A 19,585-nucleotide genomic window follows, 5' to 3' on the forward strand; every position below is an offset into this window, starting at 1 on the left:
AATAAAGCTCCGTGCACCCCGGACATTGACCTGGCTCAACGGTCTGCTTGCCCGCGCTCCAGCGATTTCAAGAACAGAATGAAGTCGCCCACCTGGTCCGCCTCGAAGCTGAACTGGGGCATGGTCGGATGGCCGGTGACGATTCCTTCCGCCAGCGATTCCTGCAGCATCTCGACCGGGTAGCGTTCGTGCAATGTCCGGAACGGAGGTGCTATCCTCAGCGGGCTCGGGCTGACCTTGTCGATTGCATGGCAGCGGGCGCAGTAGAGCTGCGCAAGGCGACGGCCTTGCTCCTGGTCCGCAGCAGCTGGAGTCAGTGCGGCGCAGATCGCGCCGATGATGGCGAATCCGCGGGCCACATGCCCTGGAAATGTTCCGGCAGGATACTTCACAATTCGACCCTCGCTTAGTGAGACATCAGGACCGGAACGGTCATCGCGCGCAGCATGTCGCGCGTGACGCCGCCGAGCAGAGTTTCCTGCAAACGGGAGTGGCCGTATCCACCCATCACCAGAAGATCCAGGCTCTCATCCGCCGCGATCGACAGCAGGATCGACTGAACCTCCGACTTGGACGCCGGCAACGATGTGATCTTGGCCGGAAGACCGGCCTTGGCAAGATATCGCACCAGATGGTCGGCGGAGCTCTCCGCAGGGATAGGGTCAGGGCCATCGATGGTGATGATGGCAAGGGCGTCGGCAGCGCGCAGCAGCGGCATCGCATCATGCAGCGCGCGGGCGGCAAGCCGGCTGCCGTCCCAGCAGATCCCGATCCGCTTCGCTGAAAATGCGCCGTGGAACGTGTAGGGCATGAACAGGACGGGACCGCCGGCCTGGAACAAAAGCTCACGTGGGATCACATTGTCATAGCTGTTGTAGTCGCCCAGCGGCTGGGCGACCACGGTGAGGTCGTGCAGACGCGCGTTCGCGCAGATGATCTCGCGCGCATCGATCGGAAGCGCACCCACGGCGCGGGTCGCGTAGGATATCCCTGCATTCCGTGCCTCGATGTCGAAGACGCGCAGCGCCGCCTCGGCGCGTTCGAGGGCCTGATCGTGTTCGGCCTCGAACAGCGAGGCGACCGCCACCCCCCCTTCAGCGACCAACGGTACGCTGGCAGTCTCGTAGCCGATCGCCATTGCGTCGAGATGCGCGCCGATGCCGAGCGCGAGCGAAACCGATCCGTCGACCGCGGGACGTGGCGACAGCTCCGTCGGAATGTGGACCAGGATGTTCTTAAACATGGGCCGTTCTCCAAAGGGGGGTGGAAGAGCAAGTGCCATCAAAGCACCGGTCGAGGCGGGCCGATTTGATCTGCCTCATGCGCGTTCGTGGATTCTGATTGAGCGAGATCAATTCATCGAGCGTGTATTTCGCGCAAATGTTGTGCCCAGCTTGGAGGAGCCGGCATGGCGCGCGTCGCATTGGTTACGGGTGGAAGCAGGGGAATTGGCGCGGCGATTTCGCGGGCCCTCGCTGCTGGCGGGTGCCGGGTTGCGGCCTGCTATGCCGGAAATGCGGACGCTGCGCGCCGATTTGGCGAGCAGACCGGAATTCGCACCTTCCGGTGGGATGTTGCCGATTTCGATGCCTGTGCAGCTGGTGTCCGCGAGGTCGAAGCCGCGCTCGGTCCGATCGACATCCTGGTCAACAATGCCGGCATCGTGCGCGACGCCACGCTGCACCGCATGACGAAGCCGCAATGGGACGCGGTGCTCAGAACTGATCTGGATTCGCTGTTCAACATGTGCAGGCCGCTGATCGAGGGCATGCGGGCGCGCAAGTTCGGGCGGATCATCAACATCTCGTCGATCAATGGGCAGAAGGGCCAGATCGGCCAGACGAACTATGCCGCGGCGAAGGCCGCCGAGCTCGGCTTCACCCGCGCGCTCGCGCTCGAAAGCGCGCGGTTCGGAATCACGGTCAATGCGATCTGTCCGGGCTACATCAATACCGAGATGCTGACCGCCGTGCCGGCCGATGTCATGCAGAACTCCATCCTGCCGCAGATCCCGGTCGGGCGACTAGGACAGCCGGAAGAAATTGCCCGTGCCGTTGCGTTTCTTGCCGCCGACGAAGCAGGGTTCATCACCGGGTCGACGCTGTCGATCAATGGCGGCCAACACATGTGCTGAATGGGAGAGATGACGATGCTCGCAACCGATGTTATGCGCAGTTCATTCGCGTCGATCAAGCCGACCACCACAGTGCTCAGTGCCGTCGAGCTGCTGCTTGAAACCGATCAGCGCGGCCTGCCGGTGATCGACGACGCCGGCGACCTCGTCGGCATGGTGTCGGAGGGCGATTTCCTCCACCGCGACGAGCTTGGTATCAGCCCGCCGTCAGGAAACTGGCTGGAGTCACTGCTTGGCATCGCGGAGAATACGCCTGAACGCGAGCGCATGCGCACCCTGCAGGTCGGCTCGCTCATGAGTGGCTCGCCGATCACCGTCGATGTCGAGGCATCGATCGAGGACGTTGTCGCGCAGATGGATGTCTACAATGTCGCCCAGATTCCGGTGCTCTGCGCCAGAACGGTCGTTGGTATTGTCAGTCGCAGGGAGCTGCTTGCGGCATTGGCGCGCCGATTGAGAGAAGCAGGGAAAGCAAGCACCGGAGTGACTTCATGAGCGAGATTGCCTTGCAAACACATGCGCATGCCGTCGTTTGGATCGATCACCTTGTCGCGAAGGTTTTCGGCATTGGGTTGACGGGCGTCAGCGCCACGGCCGTTCATGCGCATTTGCCCTCGCAGCAACTGCATCACAAGGCGAATACCATCGGCGATGGCCGCGTCCAGGCCGACGCGACATTCCTCGCCCGGGTAGGGGAGGCCGTGGGCGGTTGCAGCGATCTGCTCGTCATCGGACCAGGCACCGAGAAGGTCGAGCTGACGCAGTATCTCAGAGCGGCAAGGCCCGACCTCAATTTGCATGTTGAGCCAAGCGATCATCCGACGGACGGCGAGATCGTGGCGTTGGGCCGGAAACGGTTCCGTTTCGACTAGGCCGGGACGTCTGGCGTCGGAGCAGGCGCCGAACGCGAAGACAGATAAGGGCCGAGCTCATACCGCTCGAGCAAGGAGGTGAGCGATGACAGCCCAGGCAGTTCTCGACCAGACCACATCCGCCGCCAACGACGACGTGGCGGCTGCCAGAATGCCAGCTTCCGTGGTCCCTGAGAGTGAAGGATCGACGGCTGCCGAATCGATCGACCAACTGGCTCACGCGGCAATGGCGCGATGGACGGGGGGCATCTCGCCGGCGAGCCTTGCGCTCGCGTTTGCCGATTGGCAGCTCCACCTCGCGGCGTCGCCCGGAAAACGGCTTGAGCTTTCACTGAAAGCTCTTGGTGACGGCTCGCGCTTCGCGCGAATGGTGTCGACGCCGCATGCGGCTTGGCAACCCTGGTTCATGGTCAGGCCTCAGCCAGGCGATAATAGGTTCTCCGGCCAGGATTGGTTGCTGCCGTCGTTCAATATCATGGCCCAGGCTTTCCTGCTGGGCGAACAGTGGTGGCATTCGGCGGCCAGCGACCTGCGTGGCGTCTCGAAGGCAAATGCGGCAATTGTGGATTTCACCGTCCGCCATTGCCTCGATGTCGTAGCGCCGTCCAACTTTGCGTTCAGCAACCCCGAGGTGCTGCGGCGGGCAATGGATTCTGGTGGCGGCAACTTCGTGTCGGGCTGGCATAACTGGCTGGAAGATTGCAGGGACCTGTTGCGCGCCAGTCCGTCCGCACCCGCCCCATTTGTGGTCGGCAAGGACGTTGCCGCGACCAAGGGCAAGGTTGTCTACCGGAATGAGCTGATCGAGCTCATCCAATACGCACCCGAGACGGCCGACGTTTGCCCGGAACCGGTACTTATCGTGCCGGCGTGGATCATGAAGTATTACATCCTCGATCTCTCGCCGCAGAATTCGCTCGTGCGCTTCCTGGTTCAACGCGGCTTTACGGTGTTCATGATCTCATGGCGTAACCCCGGGCCGGCCGATCGCGAGCTTGGTCTCGATCACTATCGCAAACTTGGGATCGACGCCGCGATCGACGCGATCAATCAGCTTGTTCCTGAACGTCCGATCCATGCCGCTGGCTACTGCCTTGGCGGGACGCTGCTCGCAATCGCAGCAGCTCGGCTGCAGAAGGAACGGCCCGGCTGCCTGCGCTCGGTAACGCTCTTGGCAGCCCAGGTCGATTTCACCGATGCTGGCGAACTGACGCTCTTCATCAATGAAAGCCAGGTCGCGTTCCTCGAGGATATGATGCGGCAGCGCGGCGTGCTCGATACGGCGCAGATGGCCGGGGCGTTCCAGTTGCTGCGGTCGAACGACATGATCGGGTCGCGCCTAGTCCGCGATTATCTCATGGGCGAGCGCGCTGCGCCGAGTGACCTGATGTCATGGAACGCGGACGCGACCCGCATGCCCTACCGGATGCATTCGGACTATCTGCGCAAGCTGTTTCTCAACAACGACCTTGCGGAAGGCCGCTATTCGGTGGACGGACAGCCGGTGGCGCTTGCCGACCTTCGCGCCCCCATGTTCGTGGTCGGCACCGTTCGTGATCACGTCGCGCCCTGGCGGTCGGTTCACAAGATTCACCTGTTGGCCGATGCCGATATCACCTTCGTGCTGGCGAGCGGCGGTCACAACGCCGGCATCGTTGCTTCGCCGTCGGAGGAGGGGCGCAGCTATCAGTTGTTGGAGAAGAAGGCGGATCAACCTTATGTCGGCCCCGACGAGTGGCTGCGGACGGCGGTGAATCGCGACGGATCCTGGTGGCTGGAGTGGGTTCGCTTCCTCACGGCGCATTCCGGTGCATGGGTGCCGGCGCAATCGGTGCTTCACGCGCCCGAGGGTGTATCGTCGCTTGGTGATGCGCCGGGACAGTACGTCCTCCAGCATTGAACGTCGCACCGGCTTGATCTGTCGCAAATCCTCACCGCCGCGAGCCGTTACGATGAAAAAGTCGCACCAGGTTGCAGCGAGGAAGCCATGAGTCTGATCCTCCGCGTTTTCTTCATACTAGCGGGAGCCATCACCGCGCTGTTCGTCGCGCGCGATTCTCTGAACTTTGATGTCATGCAAATGTTCGTGGCTATCCTGCTGGTGATCGGGCTCCTGTTGGCCGGTAGCCTCTGGAGCCTGTGGCGGCAAACGTGACAGCTCGAGCTCGGTCGATGGCCTTGCGATTTGGGCGTCCGCCATCGTTCGCTGGTATCGGCGCCATTCCCCCATAATATTGCTCTTGCACTTCACGTACGCGCTGGATCGGTGATGCAGTAGGGCTTGAAACGACTGAGCGCGCCGAGGGCCGGCTGTTCAGGCCGGCCCTCGGAAAGCAGATGGCGGATTTCGTCGACGCGTCCGGAATGGAAACGTCTATCGTCCTTCGAGCCCGGAAGAGCCCTTGGTGATGTTCATGAACATCAGGGCTATCGCAGATGCGGCAGCAACAAATGCCGCGGTCCATCTGACGGTGGAGACGGCAAAGGCGGCGTCAAGCCGCCAGCTTGTGGGTACCGGCTCCGTCGAGGCAAGCGGTACCACATCCGGAAAGTACCAATTGCAGAATAGAGCGAGCACGACCGCGAGGATCGCACTACCGACAAAGACGAAGGTTAATCGCCGTTTCATGGAACTCCTCCTGTCAATGGGAGAATGTTGCCAGACCTGACGGCATCGGCCAATTCAGGAGTTTCCCTTAGGCGATGTGCCGCTCGCCCCGTCCGTTGGGGACGCGAGCAGGCCGGAAATACTGCGTTCAAGCGTGGTGGAGGGCGTGCCGGAAGCGTCTACAATATCCCAATCGATCATTCCGGTTTCAATGTTGTCTTGGATCAGGACTACATCGGACGTCGCGTCCGACGCGTCGTTCTGCCGCGATGCCACGCGGTGCAGCCGTGTGGCGCGCCCGGCGGTCAAGAAAATGCCGCGAAAGTCAACTTTTGCGTCGCGAGCAACGGCTTCCGCGGCACCACGTTCCACCGGCTTCAGAAAGACCGCATCGAGTATTACCGAAACTCCCTGGTCCAATATGTGCGCGGCATGCTTGAGCATGGTCTGGTAGACGCGGTTCGATGCTTCGGGAGTATAGGTCTCCGGCGATAATGTGGTGTGCTCGGCGACGTGATAGAGCTGCTTGCGAATGACATCCGATCGCAGAACCAGGGCGCCCGGGGGCGGCGCGATCAGATGCGCCATGTCGCGCGCCAGCACGCTCTTGCCGGTACCGGACTTCCCGCCAATTGCAAGCAGACGGGGCGGCCCCGGTTCAATGAGCCGGCGTGCAAGCTCGAAATAACGCCTCGCTTGGGCGTCGATCGCTTGATCGAGCTGATGTTGCCGTGCCTTGGTGAAGAGTACGTTGGCCCGGATCGCTGCGCGCAATGATAGGAACAGCGGCAGCAAACACAACGCACCCGTTTGCGTGTCCCAGGCGATCTGCGTGTAGCTATTGAACAGCCTGTTGGCCACGGTCTCTTGTCTGAAGTACAGCAGGTCCATCAGTGGAAATGCGAGGTCGTAGAGGATGTCGGTCGTCGCGATATTGGGGTCAAACTCGATCGCATCGAACAGAATGGGCTCGCCGTCGAGCAGGACGATATTGCCGAGATGTGCATCGCCGTGACAGTGGCGGACCTGCCCAGCGGCGGCGCGGCCGCGCAGCAGTTCGAGGTTGCGCGCGAGGGCTTGATGACTCAGTTCGTGCAATCTATCGATTTCCTCCCGGGACAGAACTGGCTCGGCGCAAAACTGCTCCGTATTGCGATCGATGATGACCGGGAGCGAGGCAAGCCATGGGGTCCCTTCGCGTCTGGTTGCGGTCCGATGGGATTCGAGCAGGATGGCGGCCAGTCTCTCGCCGAGTTCCGGCCGGATTGCATTTTGCTCGGCAAGACGATCGAGTGTCTTGTTCTCGTCGAAGCGAGCCATTTCGACAGCCCATTCGACAACCGGTCCGGTCCCCCCGACCACAAGCCCATCGCGCCCGCGCGTGATCGGAACCACCCTACGATAGATGGCGGGGGCGTGGCGCTTGTTGATGGCGATCTCATCCTCGCAGGCGCGCTGCCGCTTTTCCAATGTCGAGAAGTCGAGATAAGGCAGCTTGACAGCTCGCTTGATCTTCAGAACACGCGAAGGTTCGAGAAAGACGATCGAACAATGGGTGTCGATCCGCTTTACCGGCACGGTCGGCTGGCGAGACCCGGCCAGGAACGACAATACAGCGGCTTGGCCAGTCTCGCCTGTGGCCGCGTCGGGTGTTGATGTCGGCGTCGTCATGGTTTCAAGACGGCTGCGCCGACGAGCTTGCCGTCCCGCAAGCGCGCCAGTGCTTCATTCGCCTGATCCAAGGGAAAGACGGTGACGTGTGTCCGGATTCCAGCTCTTGCCGCCGTCTTGAGAAAGTCGACGCCATCCTGTCGCGTCAGGTTGGCAACGGAAACGATCTGCCGTTCACCCCAAAGGATGTCGTAGGGAAAGCTCGGAATATCCGACATGTGAATGCCGGCACAAACCACGCGTCCGCCTTTGCGCAGCGTGCGCAGCGCGAGCGGGACAAGCGGCCCGGTCGGGGCGTAGATGATTGCGGCATCAAGCTCGGCCGGCGGCCGATCTCCCGAAGCGCCGGCCCAGCATGCGCCGAGCGATAAAGCCAGGTGCTGGGCCTCGGTGTCGCCCGCACGGGTGAAAGCGTACACATCCCGCCCTTGCCAACGCGCCACTTGCGCGACGATATGTCCCGCCGCGCCAAAACCGTAGATGCCGAGTTTGCGGCCATTGCCAGCCATCACCAGGGAGCGCCAGCCGATCAGGCCGGCGCAGAGCAGCGGTGCAAGCTCCGCGTCCTCGCCGTCTTCACCGAGCGGAAAGCAGTAGCGCGCGTCTGCCACCAGGTGTGTGGCAAAGCCGCCGTCCCGCGTATAGCCGGTGAACAGGGGGGCGTCGCAGAGGTTTTCCTTGCCCTCCCGGCAGTAGGGACAATGCCCGCAGGTCGATCCGAGCCAGGGGACGCCAACGCGCGTGCCAAGATACGCATGGTCTACGCCATCACCGATCGCTTCGATACGGCCAACCACCTCATGGCCGGGAACGATCGGATAGGCGATGTCGGGCAGTTCCCCGTCGACGACATGCAGGTCGGTGCGGCAAACGCCACAGGCGCCTACCTTGACGCGGACCTCGCCTGGCCCCGGAAGTGGGTCGGGCCGCTCCGCATATTGCAGCCGCGCGCCTCGCGCGGGCAGGATCATGGCGTGCATGACGGGACTCGCTTCGGTCTGTGCCCCTCCTTTGATCACATCACATTGGCCCGGTTTTGATCCCGGTCAACAGCCGAGTCGCTGGTGCTGACTAACGTTGATACGCGAGCGACACTCAAAAGGAGGTACCGATGGTCAACGACATGATCCCCGTTCGAACCGAGCGCGCCCTGGCGCGGCGGGAGAACAACCCCTTCACATTTCTGCAGCAGGAAATTGACCGGCTGTTCGATGGATTCGGCCGCAATTTTCCGACGTTCGCCCCGCCGCAGGCGGTGATGCCGCGAATGGACGTCAGCGAGACCGACAAGACCGTCGAGATCTCGGCCGAACTGCCCGGCCTCGAGACCAAGGACGTTCAGCTCAACCTCGCCGACAACACGCTCACGATCCGGGGCGAGAAGAGGAGCGAGCGCGAGGAGAAGGACAAGGACTATCACCTGATCGAGCGCAGCTTCGGCGCGTTCTCGCGGTCCGTTGCATTGCCCGAGGGCGTCAAAGCGGAGGACGTCAGCGCCGAAATCGCCAAGGGCGTGCTCAAGGTCACCATCAAGAAGCCGGCTCCCAAGCAGAGCAAGCAGATCGACATCAAGACGGCGGCGTAGCCGCCCTGCCGGGCGCGTCGCTCGTCAGGTAGCGACGCGTCCACGAAATAGCCATCCATCCAAGGGGATCAGCCATGTACGAGTTTCTTCAGGAAACCGTCGCGAACAACATGACGAGGTCGGTACGAAGCGTCGCTCCCGAAATGACCGTCAGCGACTTGTACCGGTTGTTCGCAAAAGACGACTATGACGCCTATCCCGTGCTCCGCGACGATGTCGTGGTCGGCTTCGTCACAAAACTCGACGCCCTGAAGGTGTTCGCCTGTCCGACAGATCACATCTTGCCACGTTACGACGATCGGATGGGAACGACGGTCGATGAGATTATGTCGTCCGATGTGATCGCGGTGGAGCCGGACACGAATTTGCAGCGTGTTCTGCAGATGATGGTCGCACATCGGCTCAAGAGCCTGCCCGTGATTGACAAGTATCACCACCTGGTCGGGATCATTGCTCGCGAGGATGTCATGCGGGCTCTGGCGCGCTGCACGAAGCGGCAGGCGCCTCCGCTCGTTCCCTGCGAGACCGTCCGATGTCTACGTTTGGTCTAGAACGGGTTCTTTCGCCTCGAACGGTCGCACTTGTCGGCGGTAGTTCGCGTCCATCTTCGCTCGGCCTGGCGGTACTCATGAACCTCAAGGCGTGCCGCTTTTCAGGCCGCATCGCCGTGGTCAATCCGAACTACACTGCGATCGATGGCGAGGTTACATTCCCGGATCTCAAGTCACTTCCATTCGTTCCGGACCTCCTCGCGATCACGGCGCCCGCGACCGCGATTCCCGGAATCATCTCGGACGCTGCTGCGGTTGGTGTCGCCGGTGCGGTGATCCTGTCGTCCGGTCTCGGACACGGCGCCGGCTCGCTTGCCGAGACGGTCGCGCGGACCGCGCGCATGCACGGTATACGCCTGATCGGGCCGAACTGTCTCGGCGTCATGGTGCCGCGCGCAAAGCTCAATGCGAGCTTTGCCGCGCATCAGCCTGCCGACGGGCGTCTTGCCCTGATCTCGCAGTCCGGCGCCGTTGCTGCCGCGATGATTGAATGGGCGGCAGAGCGGCGGCTCGGCTTCTCCGGCATCGTATCGATCGGAGACCAGCTCGACGTCGATGTCGCTGATTTGCTCGACTATTTCGCGCAGGACGATCATACCAACGCGATCCTGCTCTACCTCGAGGCGGTCAAGGATGCGCGCAAGTTCATGTCGGCCGCGCGCGCCGCGGCGCGGCTCAAGCCACTGATTGTCGTGAAAGCGGGCCGGATGGCCCAGGGCGCCAAGGCCGCCGCTACCCATACCGGCGCGCTGGCCGGTTCGGACGCAGTCTATGATGCAGCGTTCCGCCGGGCCGGCATGCTGCGCGTATACGACCTTCGGGAATTGTTCGACTGCGCCGAGTTGCTTGGCCGCGGCTTCGTTCCGCGCGGCAACCGGCTGTCGATCCTGACCAATGGCGGCGGGCTCGGCATCCTCGCGATCGACCGGCTCGTTGAGCTCGGGGGCGTTCCGGCGAGCCTGTCGGCGGAGACGATTGCGGCGCTCGGTCAGGTTCTGCCGCAAGGCTGGTCTCGCGCCAACCCCGTCGATATCTCCGGCGATGCCGATGCTGCCCGCTACGTATCTGCACTCGGCGCGTTGCTCGAGGACGCCAACAGCGACGCGGTCCTGGTCATGAACGTGGAAACGGCGGTCGCGCCGACCGAAGGAATCGCCGAAGCGGTGGCACAATGTGTTCGTGACCCTCGGACCAGGAAGAGTGACGTTGCCGCGCTGGTGCTTGCATCGTGGGATGGTGCCGACGAGCGCACCGCGGCAACCTTCGAGGCTGCCCGCGTCCCGCATTTTCCCACCGAAGATGACGCTGTGCGCGCTTTCATGCACCTGGTGAGATATCGCGAGGCCTCCATCGCGCTGGCCGCAACTCCGCCCAGTATCGCCGCGACGTTTGCGCCGGAGACGGTGTCGGCGCGGCGCGTGATTGCGAAAGCGCTGTCCGAGGGGCGGGGATGGCTTGACCCAGTTGAAATCGTGGCCCTGTTCAAGGCGTACGATATTCCGATTGTTCCGACCGTCGTGGCCCGTGATGCCGACGAAGCCGTAGACAAGGCCGCGCCCTTTCTTGCGCAAGGGTTTGCCGTAGCGGTGAAGCTGTTCTCCCGCGACATCAGGCACAAGTCGGACATCGGCGGTGTCATTCTCGGCTTGCGGACTAGCGAAAGCGTCGCACAGGCGGCCAGGACGGTGCTCGCGCGCGCCCGGGCAGCGCGGCCGGATGCCGTCCTGCAAGGCGTGACGATCCAGCCGATGATCGAGCGGCGGGCGGCGCGTGAGCTGATCCTCGGCATTGCCGACGATCCGACCTTCGGTCCCGTGATCGTGTTTGGCCGCGGTGGCACCGCGGTCGAGGTGATCAACGACAAGGCGCTGGCGCTGCCACCGCTCGACATGAACCTGGCGCGCGACCTGGTGAGCCGGACACGGGTCTCGCGGCTCCTGGCTGCCTATCGCGATGTGCCCGCTGTCCCGGCCGATGTCGTGCCCCTCACCCTCGTCAAACTGGCGCAGATGGCGGCCGATATTCCGGAAGTCGCAGAGCTCGATATCAATCCGCTGCTGGCGGATGAAACCGGAGTGCTCGCGCTCGATGCGCGGGTGGCGGTCCGCAAGCCGGCGCGGCTGTTTGCAGGTCAGACGCGGCTCGCGGTGCGGCCTTACCCGTCGCAATGGGAGGGAGAGCTTGCCCTGAGGGACGGCTCGCGCGTCGTGATAAGACCGTTGCGGCCGGAAGATGAGCCCATGGTCGAGAGCTTCTTCAGGCGTGTAACGGCCGAGGATCTCAGGCTTCGTTTCTTCCAGGCGATGAAGAATTTTTCGCATGCGTTCATTGCCCGGCTGACCCAGCTCGACTATGCGCGTGCGATGGCCTTTGCGGCGCTGGACCCGAGCACCGGCGCCATGGTGGGAGCAGTCCAGCTTCATTCGGACTCGCTCTACGAGAATGCCGAATACGCAATCCTGCTGCAGTCCGACCTCAAGGGCAGAGGATTTGGGTGGGCGCTGATGCAGCTTCTGATTCAGTATGCGCGGTCGGAAGGGCTGAAGCGGCTGTCAGGTGAAGTGCTGGCCGAGAACACCACCATGCTGAACATGTGCCATGAGCTCGGGTTCACGGCCGTGACAGAGCCGACCGACCACCGGATCGTCAATGTCGTCCTCGACCTCTCCCTTCCGGTGGTGGATGCCTTGGGGGCCGACATCCTGATCCGGCGCAGTCGCGATCAAAGCGGTGTGACGGAGACGACCCGATAGGGGTGCATGCCGTCCGCCTCATGAACGGAGACGTATTCGCCGAGCCGAAAGCGCTCGTTGCCGAAATGATATCCGGCTTCATCGGCTGTCGAACCGGCCACGTCGTAATGGAGGCGCCAGCTGCCGCCCCGACCATGAACGAGATGACCGAGCTGATCGTCTTCCGTGGGGCGCTGACGAACGACGCGGCAAGCCTCGCGATGGGTTTTCCAGGTCTCGACATCGATCCGCGATGCCGTGTCGAGCGGGGCAACGATGATATAGCCGATCGCGGGCGCGCCCTCGGGGTGATCATGCTCGCGCGCGCGCTCAAGCCGAACCTGCCTGAACGAGTGCGGCAACGCAGTGTTTTGCAGAGGCGTGAAGGCGGCGCGATTCATCAGAAATCTCCCTGAACATGCCCGAGCTGCCGGGCAATCTGCTCAATTCTAGAGCCGCGGCGCGCCAAGCCGTTGATTTGGGTCAAGCGCATGTCTGGGGCACGGTGAAGCCGATTGCGCTGGGTCAAACACAACCCTCTCCAGCAGCCTAAGGTGAACTGAAAATTGGAGTCAGAATCTTGCTCAACGCCCCGGCCCTGATATCGAATGCGGACGATCCGCGCGTGCTTAACGCATGTGGGGCCTGGAACGTTGCCAACGTCGAAGCGCTGGAGCGGCTGTGTGCGAACGTCGCGCGTACCGATATCGGCTCGATCGATGTACGTCGTGTCACCGCGCTCGACACCGTCGGGGCCTGGCTTCTGGAAAGGCTTGCCCGCGGTGGCGCTGCCAGAGCATCCCTCACAGGTGCCGACGGTCCATATGGCGACCTGCTGGAAGAGGTACGAGGACTGAACCGTTCCGGCCCCGCCGAACGCAGATCAGTCAACCCCGTGCTGCAGAGGCTCGATCAGCTCGGCCGCGGCAGCAGGCGGTTGGCGTCTGATTCGGCGGCATTCCTGCATATGCTCGGCGCCTTCAGCACAGCGCTGCTCGGCATTCTCAGGCATCCGCGATCGTTCCGGTTGACGTCGACCGTCTATCAGCTCGGCCGGGTGGGCTGGCAAGCGGTGCCGATCATGGTGCTGATCACGTTCCTGATCGGCGCCATCATTGCTCAGCAAGGCATCTTCCATTTTCGTCGCTTCGGCGCGGAATCCTATGTCGTCGACATGGTCGGCATCCTCGTGCTGCGCGAGATTGGCGTGCTGATCGTTGCCATCATGGTGGCCGGACGTTCGGGCAGCGCCTATACGGCCGAGATCGGTGCGATGAAGATGCGTGAGGAGATCGATGCGCTCAGCACCATGGGGCTCGATCCTGTCGCAGTCCTGATTCTGCCGCGGATCCTGGCACTGGTGGTGGCGCTGCCGATTCTCGCCTTTCTCGGCTCGCTCGCGGCGCTCTATGGCGGCGGGCTCATCGCCTGGCTCTATGGCGGCATGAGTCCGGCGATCTTCATCGCACGCCTTCACGACGCGGTCTCAGTCACTCATTTCGAGGTCGGCATCATCAAAGCGCCATTCATGGCACTCGTGATCGGGCTTGTCGCGGCGGTGGAGGGATTGAGCGTCAAGGGCAGCGCGGAGTCGTTGGGGCAGCAGACGACGGCGTCGGTCGTGAAATCGATCTTCCTGGTGATCGTGCTCGACGGATTGTTCGCGGTCTTCTTTGCTTCGATCGGGATGTAGCCATGGTCGACGCGCCAGCGATCCATATCCGCGACCTCGTGGTCGGCTTCGGCGAGAAGATCATCCTCGATCATCTCGACCTCGACGTGAACGACGGTGAAATTCTCGGCCTCGTGGGTGCGTCCGGCGGCGGAAAGTCGGTGCTGATGCGGTCATTGGTCGGTTTGCTTCCGAAGCGAAGCGGGCAGATCGATTTCGCGGGCGCCAGCGACGACGAACGCCGCTGGGGCGTGCTGTTCCAGCAGGGAGCGCTGTTCTCGGCCTTGACGGCTCGCCAGAACATCCAGTTTCCGTTGCGCGAGCGTGCGCGGCTGTCGCCAGGGCTGCTGGACGAAATTGCGGACGCCAAGCTCGAGATGGTCGGCCTTACGCGCGAAGACGGGGACAAGTATCCGTCCGAGCTCTCGGGCGGCATGACCAAGCGGGTTGCGCTCGCGCGGGCACTGGCGCTCGACCCCTCGCTGTTGTTTCTCGATGAGCCGACGTCCGGTCTCGATCCCATCGCTGCGGGCGAATTCGATACCCTGATCCGGACGCTGCATCGGACGCTGCGTTTCACCGTGTTCATGGTGACGCACGACTTGAACAGTCTGCAAGCCATCTGCGACCGCGTCGCCGCGCTTGCCGACGGCAGGATCGCAGCAATCGGGCGGCTGTCATCGGTGCTCAAGTCCGATCATCCTTGGGTCCAGGCCTACTTTCACGGAGCCCGGGCGCAGAAGCTGGGCCTCGGCAACTAGGCAGAGAGAGACGCAAAATGGAAATCCGCGCGCCCTACATTATCGTCGGTGCATTCGTATTGTCGGCGATCGTCGCCGTGTTCGGCTTCGTCTACTGGCTGAACAATTTCGGTGGAATCGGAAAGCGGGAGACATATCAGCTCGTCTTTACCGACCCCGTGCCTGGCCTCCTCGTCGGGGCGGGCGTTCTCTTCAACGGTATCCGCGTCGGCGAGGTCACGACCCTTGAACTGGTTCCGGAACGCCCGCGCGAGGTTCGCGCCAGGATCGCAGTCGCTGAGCGTACGCCGGTGCATACCGATACGCGTGTCGGCCTCGACTTCCAGGGGTTGACCGGCGTTCCGGTGATCGCGCTGGAAGGCGGTGATGATCCCCAGGCGCCGCCGGCGCGCGAACCGCTGGTGGCCGAAAAGGGGGCCGGGCGGAGCATGACGCAGGCCGCCCGCGATGCGCTACGCCGGGTCGATGACGTCCTGTCCGACAACGCCGCGCCGCTGCACAGCACGATCGACAATCTCAGCACGTTCGCTGAAGGCCTCGCGCGCAATACGCCGAAGCTCGATGGCATTGTGGCCGGACTCGAACGCATGACCGGCGGCGGTGCGCCCGCGCCGCGCAAGGTGGCGTACGACCTTCACGCGGTGGACAGCTTCGGCGCGCAACGCCATGCGAATCTGCCTGTGCAGCTGGTGATGGCGGAGCCGACCGCGATCGCCCGCCTCCAGACTCAGCGCTTTTTGTTCATGCCCGATGAGGAAACCCAGGGATTCGAAGGTGCGCAGTGGAGCGACAGTCTCCCGGTGCTGGTGGAGGCGCGGTTGCTGCAGAGCTTCGAGAATTATGACGTCGAGCATGCGCCACTGCGCGCCGACAGCGGCATAGAAGGTGCGCCGCGTCTGCTGATCGACCTGCGCCGGTTCGAAATTGTGCAGGGGCCTCAACCGCGCGCGACGATCTCTTTGTCCGCGAAGATCGTGGATCGAAATGGTCAGGTAAAGGCTGCAAAGCTTCTCGAGGGATCCGAAGGAATTAGCTCGCTGACACCGTCCGAGGCGGCGGCTGCCTTCGATAAGGCTTTCGGCACCCTCGCAAGGGAGCTCGTGATGTGGGTTGCGGCGACGGACTGAACCAGATCGTTGCAGGGTCCCACAACGAACGTCCTGGATCAGATTTGCTCGGCGGCTGCTGCCAAGCCAAGGTCGTCGCGACCTAGCGAGCTGTGACCAGCAGGCTGCGGCAATGCCGGGCAATACTGACTTCCTCATTGGTCGGAATGACCAGGACATCGACCGGGCTGCCCTTCGCGGCGATACGCTGCGCGCCCTGAGCATTTGCGGCTGCATCGATGCTGACCCCGAGCCAGGAGAGGCGATCGCAGATGCTCTGACGGATTTCCGGGGCGTGCTCGCCGATGCCACCGGTGAACACCAGGCCATCGAGGCCGGCGAGGGTATTTGCCATCACGGCGACTTCTGCGGCGACACGAAATGTGAAGAGATCGACGGCTTCGCGAGTCGCAGGATCGTGGCTCGCCAGCAGGGCGCGCATGTCGGCTGACACCCCGGAGACGCCGAGCAGACCCGAACGTTCGTAGAGCAGGTGCTGCACGTCGTCGACCGACATTTTCTCTTCCTGCATGAGATAAAGCAGCACGCCGGGGTCGATCGTTCCACAGCGTGTCCCCATCACGAGACCGTCGAGTGGGGTCAATCCCATCGTGGTGTCGACGCTGTCGCCCTTTCGCAAGGCGCAGAGGCTCGCACCATTGCCGAGGTGTGCCACGACGACGCGCTTGTCGGCCCATTGCGGCGCGATCGCGGCGAGCCGGCTGGCGACGTATTCGAAGGAGAGGCCGTGGAAGCCGTAGCGGCGGATACCGCGCTGCTCAAATTGCCGCGGAATGGCAAAGCGGCTCACCGGCGGCGCCAGGCGGTGATGGAAAGCCGTATCGAAGCAGGCGATCTGCGTCAGCTCCGGCTGCAGCGACAGCACGGCCCGGACCGGCGCAAGGCAGCGCGGCTGGTGCAGCGGCGCCAGCGGCGTCAAGGCCTCCAGCGCAGCGAGAGTCTGCCCTGCGATGACGACCGGTCCATAGAACTCGCGCCCGCCATGGACGATGCGATGGCCGACGGCGGCAAGCCTGCCGCCGTCGAGATAGTCCTCGATCCAGGCAAATATATCGCTGAACAGGCCGTTGTCCTCCAGCGTGCCGCTTGCGCGGCGCTTCTCGAACAGCTGCTTGCCCGAGGCATCGCTCACCACGATGCGCGGGGTCTTCTCCTGCTCGTCAAGCAGGCCCTTGCATTGCAGCTTTGGCTCGGCCGGCGCGACGTCGAACAGGCCGAACTTGATGCTGGACGAGCCGGCGTTGAGAACCAGGACGCTGTCGGACATGGACGGTCTCTCTCGCGTATTCGCTGCCTCAGTCAACGGATTTGTGGTCTGTCGTGCCGTAGGGCCAGACCCAGTTACGGATCTGCGGCATGTCCTCGCCATGCTCGCGCACGTAGCGCGTATGCTCGATCAGGGCGTCACGGAACTGCTGCTTGACGTGGGCGGCCGCGATGTCGAGCCCCGGCACGCGTTCGATTGCTTCGATGGCGAGATGGAAGCGGTCGAGGCCGTTCAACACCACCATGTCGAACGGCGTCGTGGTGGTGCCTTCCTCCGCAAAGCCCCGCACATGCATTCCGTCGTGATTGGTGCGGCTGTAGGTCAGGCGATGGATCAGATAGGGATAGCCGTGATAGGCGAAGATGACAGGCTTGTCGCGGGTGAACAGGCTGTCGAAGTCGCGCTCGGACAGGCCGTGCGGATGCTGCTCCGTCGGCTGCAGCGTCATCAGGTCGACCACGTTGACGACGCGGATCTTCAACTGCGGCAGCGCCTTGCGGAGCAGATCGACGGCGGCGAGCGTTTCCAGCGTCGGAACGTCGCCGGCGCAGGCCATCACCAGGTCTGGCTCGGCGTTGACTGCTTCGGTGCCGGCCCATTTCCAGATGCCGATGCCCGCTTCGCAATGGGTGATCGCATCGCGCATCGAAAGCCATTGCGGCGCGGGTTGCTTGCCGGCGACAATCACATTGATGCGGTCGTAGGTGCGCAGGCAGTGGTCTGCGACCCAGAGCAGGGTGTTCGCATCGGGCGGGAAGTAGACGCGGACGATATCGGCCTTCTTGTTGGTGACGAGATCGACGAAGCCGGGATCCTGATGACTGAATCCATTGTGGTCCTGACGCCAGACATGCGAGGTGAGGAGATAGTTCAACGACGCGATCGGCCGCCGCCAGGGCAGCGCGCGCGAGACCTTCAGCCATTTGGCATGCTGGTTGAACATTGAATCCACGATGTGGATGAAGGCCTCATAGCAGGAGAAGAAGCCGTGGCGGCCGGTAAGCAGGTAGCCCTCGAGCCAGCCTTGGCAGAGATGCTCGCTTAGGACCTCCATCACGCGGCCGTCATGGGCGAGGTGGACGTCATAAGGTTCGATGCCCTCCATCCAGACCCGGTCGGTGGCCTCGAAGACCGCGTCGAGCCGGTTGGATGCGGTTTCGTCCGGACCCATGATGCGGAAATTGCGGGCCTCCGCATTCAGCTCCACGACCTCGCGCAAGAACTTGCCGAGTTCTCGCGTGGCTTCGGCGACGGCGTCACCCGGAGCGGTGATCTCGACCGCATGCGCACGGAAATCCGGCAACTTCAATTCCCGCTTCAGGAGGCCCCCGTTGGCGTGCGGGTTCGCCCCCATCCGACGATCGCCTGCGGGCGCAAGGGCTTGCAATTCAGGTGCGAGCCGGCCGTTCGAATCGAACAGCTTGTCGGGCTCGTAGGTGCTCATCCAATGTTCGAGCAGTTTCAGATGCTCGGGGTTGCCGCGCGGGTTGGCGATCGGCACCTGATGTGCACGCCAGAAGCCTTCGACCTTCAGCCCGTCGACTTCCTTCGGTCCGGTCCAGCCCTTCGGGCTGCGCAGCACGATCATCGGCCATCGCGGTCGCTTAAGGCCGCCGGTCTGCTGGTGCGCGGCTTGCTGGATCGAGCGGATGCCGGCGAGCGCGGTATCGAGTGTGTCGGCCATCAACCGATGCATGGCATGCGGATCGTCGCCTTCGACGAACAGCGGCTCGTAGCCATAGCCAGTGTAGAGGCTGCGGATTTCCTCATCATCCATCCGCCCAAGCACGGTGGGATTGGCAATCTTGTAGCCGTTGAGGTGCAGGATTGGCAGCACTGCGCCGTCCTGCACCGGGTTCAAGAACTTGTTGGAATGCCAGGACGCCGCGAGCGGGCCGGTCTCGGCCTCGCCGTCGCCGACGACGCAAACGGCAATCAAATCGGGGTTGTCGAACACTGCGCCATACGCGTGAACCAGTGCATAGCCGAGCTCACCGCCTTCGTGGATCGAGCCGGGCGTTTCCGGCGCCGCGTGGCTGGGAATGCCGCCGGGGAAGGAGAACTGGCGGAACAGCTTGCGCAAGCCGTCCGCATCGCGCGTCACCACCGGATAGATTTCGGTGTAGGTGCCTTCGAGATAGGTGTTCGCAACCATACCGGGACCACCATGGCCGGGACCGCAAATATAGATGATGTTGAGGTCGGAAGTGCGGATTGCGCGATTGAGGTGGGCATAGATGAAATTGAGCCCCGGCGTGGTGCCCCAATGTCCAAGTAGGCGCGGCTTGATGTGCTCGGGCTTCAGCGGCTCTTTCAGGAGGGGATTCGCCAGCAGATAGATCTGTCCAACGGAGAGATAATTGGCGGCTCGCCAATAGCGATCGAGCAGCTCAAGATCATCCGTGCGTGCTTGCTCGTTTGGAGTGGTCGCAGATTGCATGTCGCTCTCCCGGAATTCGAAGATGACCTCGGACGCCGCTATCGGTTCCACGTTAGAGGGCGAATATGACGGGAATGGCTTGAGCCAGCTCAAAGATGCACGCCAATTCGGACCGGATCGTCAACGTTCCCACTGACGTGCATCACCAGGAGACGTTCAAAGAAC

At 62.8% G+C, this 19,585-nt stretch carries 19 protein-coding genes; 11 read left to right on the top strand and 8 right to left on the bottom strand.

Annotation, left to right across the window (positions count from 1 at the left end; genetic code table 11):
* Positions 1-35 precede the first annotated feature (35 nt).
* Entirely contained in the window at positions 36-359 is a 324-nt protein-coding gene (locus ACVIGB_RS38635) for a c-type cytochrome (RefSeq protein ID WP_456718758.1), read from the bottom strand.
* 47 nt (positions 360-406) lie between these two features.
* Complete coding sequence (locus ACVIGB_RS38640) at positions 407-1,243, bottom strand: universal stress protein (RefSeq protein WP_456718757.1); 837 nt, start codon at positions 1,241-1,243, stop codon at positions 407-409.
* A gap of 165 nt (positions 1,244-1,408) precedes the next feature.
* Between ACVIGB_RS38640 and phbB the strand changes: the two genes are divergently transcribed.
* From phbB to ACVIGB_RS38665, 5 genes are all read left to right on the top strand, one after another.
* Positions 1,409-2,134 carry an acetoacetyl-CoA reductase gene (gene phbB, locus ACVIGB_RS38645; RefSeq protein WP_456718756.1) on the top strand — a complete coding sequence of 242 codons (726 nt, stop codon included), beginning with the start codon at positions 1,409-1,411 and terminating at the stop codon, positions 2,132-2,134.
* Positions 2,135-2,149: 15 nt separating this feature from the next.
* A complete protein-coding gene (locus ACVIGB_RS38650) occupies positions 2,150-2,629 on the top strand; it encodes a CBS domain-containing protein (protein WP_456718755.1) in 480 nt (159 codons plus the stop codon).
* A complete protein-coding gene (locus tag ACVIGB_RS38655) occupies positions 2,626-3,006 on the top strand; it encodes a hypothetical protein (protein ID WP_456718754.1) in 381 nt (126 codons plus the stop codon). Before ACVIGB_RS38650 ends, ACVIGB_RS38655 begins: the two co-directional genes overlap by 4 nt.
* An 85-nt stretch (positions 3,007-3,091) precedes the next feature.
* Entirely contained in the window at positions 3,092-4,906 is a 1,815-nt protein-coding gene (locus tag ACVIGB_RS38660; RefSeq protein ID WP_456718753.1) for a PHA/PHB synthase family protein, read from the top strand.
* Between the two features lie 87 nt (positions 4,907-4,993).
* Positions 4,994-5,161 (top strand): hypothetical protein, encoded by a 168-nt coding sequence (locus ACVIGB_RS38665; RefSeq protein ID WP_456666038.1) that lies wholly within the window; start codon positions 4,994-4,996, stop codon positions 5,159-5,161.
* Positions 5,162-5,380: 219 nt separating this feature from the next.
* Here ACVIGB_RS38665 and ACVIGB_RS38670 read toward each other — a convergent pair whose 3' ends face one another.
* From ACVIGB_RS38670 to ACVIGB_RS38680, 3 genes are read right to left on the bottom strand one after another with little or no spacing between them, the layout of a single operon-like run.
* Positions 5,381-5,635: a hypothetical protein gene (locus ACVIGB_RS38670; RefSeq protein WP_456718752.1), complete on the bottom strand. Its 255-nt coding sequence runs from the start codon at positions 5,633-5,635 to the stop codon at positions 5,381-5,383.
* A gap of 54 nt (positions 5,636-5,689) precedes the next feature.
* Complete coding sequence (locus ACVIGB_RS38675; RefSeq protein WP_456718751.1) at positions 5,690-7,285, bottom strand: bifunctional aminoglycoside phosphotransferase/ATP-binding protein; 1,596 nt, start codon at positions 7,283-7,285, stop codon at positions 5,690-5,692.
* A complete protein-coding gene (locus ACVIGB_RS38680; RefSeq protein WP_456718750.1) occupies positions 7,282-8,265 on the bottom strand; it encodes a zinc-dependent alcohol dehydrogenase family protein in 984 nt (327 codons plus the stop codon). Before ACVIGB_RS38680 ends, ACVIGB_RS38675 begins: the two co-directional genes overlap by 4 nt.
* 131 nt (positions 8,266-8,396) lie before the next feature.
* On the opposite strand from ACVIGB_RS38680, the gene ACVIGB_RS38685 reads away from it, so the two are divergent.
* From ACVIGB_RS38685 to ACVIGB_RS38695, 3 genes are all read left to right on the top strand, one after another.
* Positions 8,397-8,870 (top strand): Hsp20/alpha crystallin family protein, encoded by a 474-nt coding sequence (locus ACVIGB_RS38685; RefSeq protein WP_456718749.1) that lies wholly within the window; start codon positions 8,397-8,399, stop codon positions 8,868-8,870.
* A 74-nt stretch (positions 8,871-8,944) separates the two neighbouring features.
* A complete protein-coding gene (locus ACVIGB_RS38690; protein WP_456718748.1) occupies positions 8,945-9,421 on the top strand; it encodes a CBS domain-containing protein in 477 nt (158 codons plus the stop codon).
* Positions 9,403-12,174 carry a bifunctional acetate--CoA ligase family protein/GNAT family N-acetyltransferase gene (locus ACVIGB_RS38695; RefSeq protein ID WP_456718747.1) on the top strand — a complete coding sequence of 924 codons (2,772 nt, stop codon included), beginning with the start codon at positions 9,403-9,405 and terminating at the stop codon, positions 12,172-12,174. Before ACVIGB_RS38690 ends, ACVIGB_RS38695 begins: the two co-directional genes overlap by 19 nt.
* On the opposite strand, the gene ACVIGB_RS38700 is transcribed toward ACVIGB_RS38695, so the two are convergent.
* Entirely contained in the window at positions 12,144-12,554 is a 411-nt protein-coding gene (locus tag ACVIGB_RS38700) for a hypothetical protein (RefSeq protein ID WP_456749283.1), read from the bottom strand. The two genes, ACVIGB_RS38695 and ACVIGB_RS38700, sit on opposite strands and share 31 nt — an antisense overlap.
* A gap of 179 nt (positions 12,555-12,733) precedes the next feature.
* Between ACVIGB_RS38700 and ACVIGB_RS38705 the strand changes: the two genes are divergently transcribed.
* From ACVIGB_RS38705 to ACVIGB_RS38715, 3 genes are read left to right on the top strand one after another with little or no spacing between them, the layout of a single operon-like run.
* On the top strand, positions 12,734-13,846 hold the full coding sequence (locus tag ACVIGB_RS38705) for an MlaE family ABC transporter permease (RefSeq protein WP_456718745.1): 1,113 nt from the start codon (positions 12,734-12,736) through the stop codon (positions 13,844-13,846).
* A gap of 2 nt (positions 13,847-13,848) precedes the next feature.
* A complete protein-coding gene (locus ACVIGB_RS38710; RefSeq protein ID WP_456718744.1) occupies positions 13,849-14,586 on the top strand; it encodes an ABC transporter ATP-binding protein in 738 nt (245 codons plus the stop codon).
* A 17-nt stretch (positions 14,587-14,603) separates the two neighbouring features.
* Positions 14,604-15,713 carry an ABC-type transport auxiliary lipoprotein family protein gene (locus ACVIGB_RS38715; RefSeq protein WP_456718743.1) on the top strand — a complete coding sequence of 370 codons (1,110 nt, stop codon included), beginning with the start codon at positions 14,604-14,606 and terminating at the stop codon, positions 15,711-15,713.
* Positions 15,714-15,795: 82 nt separating this feature from the next.
* On the opposite strand, the gene ACVIGB_RS38720 is transcribed toward ACVIGB_RS38715, so the two are convergent.
* Complete coding sequence (locus ACVIGB_RS38720) at positions 15,796-16,980, bottom strand: acetate/propionate family kinase (RefSeq protein ID WP_456718742.1); 1,185 nt, start codon at positions 16,978-16,980, stop codon at positions 15,796-15,798.
* 28 nt (positions 16,981-17,008) lie between these two features.
* Positions 17,009-19,420, bottom strand: a complete 2,412-nt coding sequence (locus ACVIGB_RS38725; RefSeq protein WP_456718741.1) for a phosphoketolase family protein — start codon at positions 19,418-19,420, stop codon at positions 17,009-17,011.
* Positions 19,421-19,585 lie beyond the last annotated feature (165 nt).

This window comes from Bradyrhizobium sp. USDA 4341 (assembly GCF_054063755.1).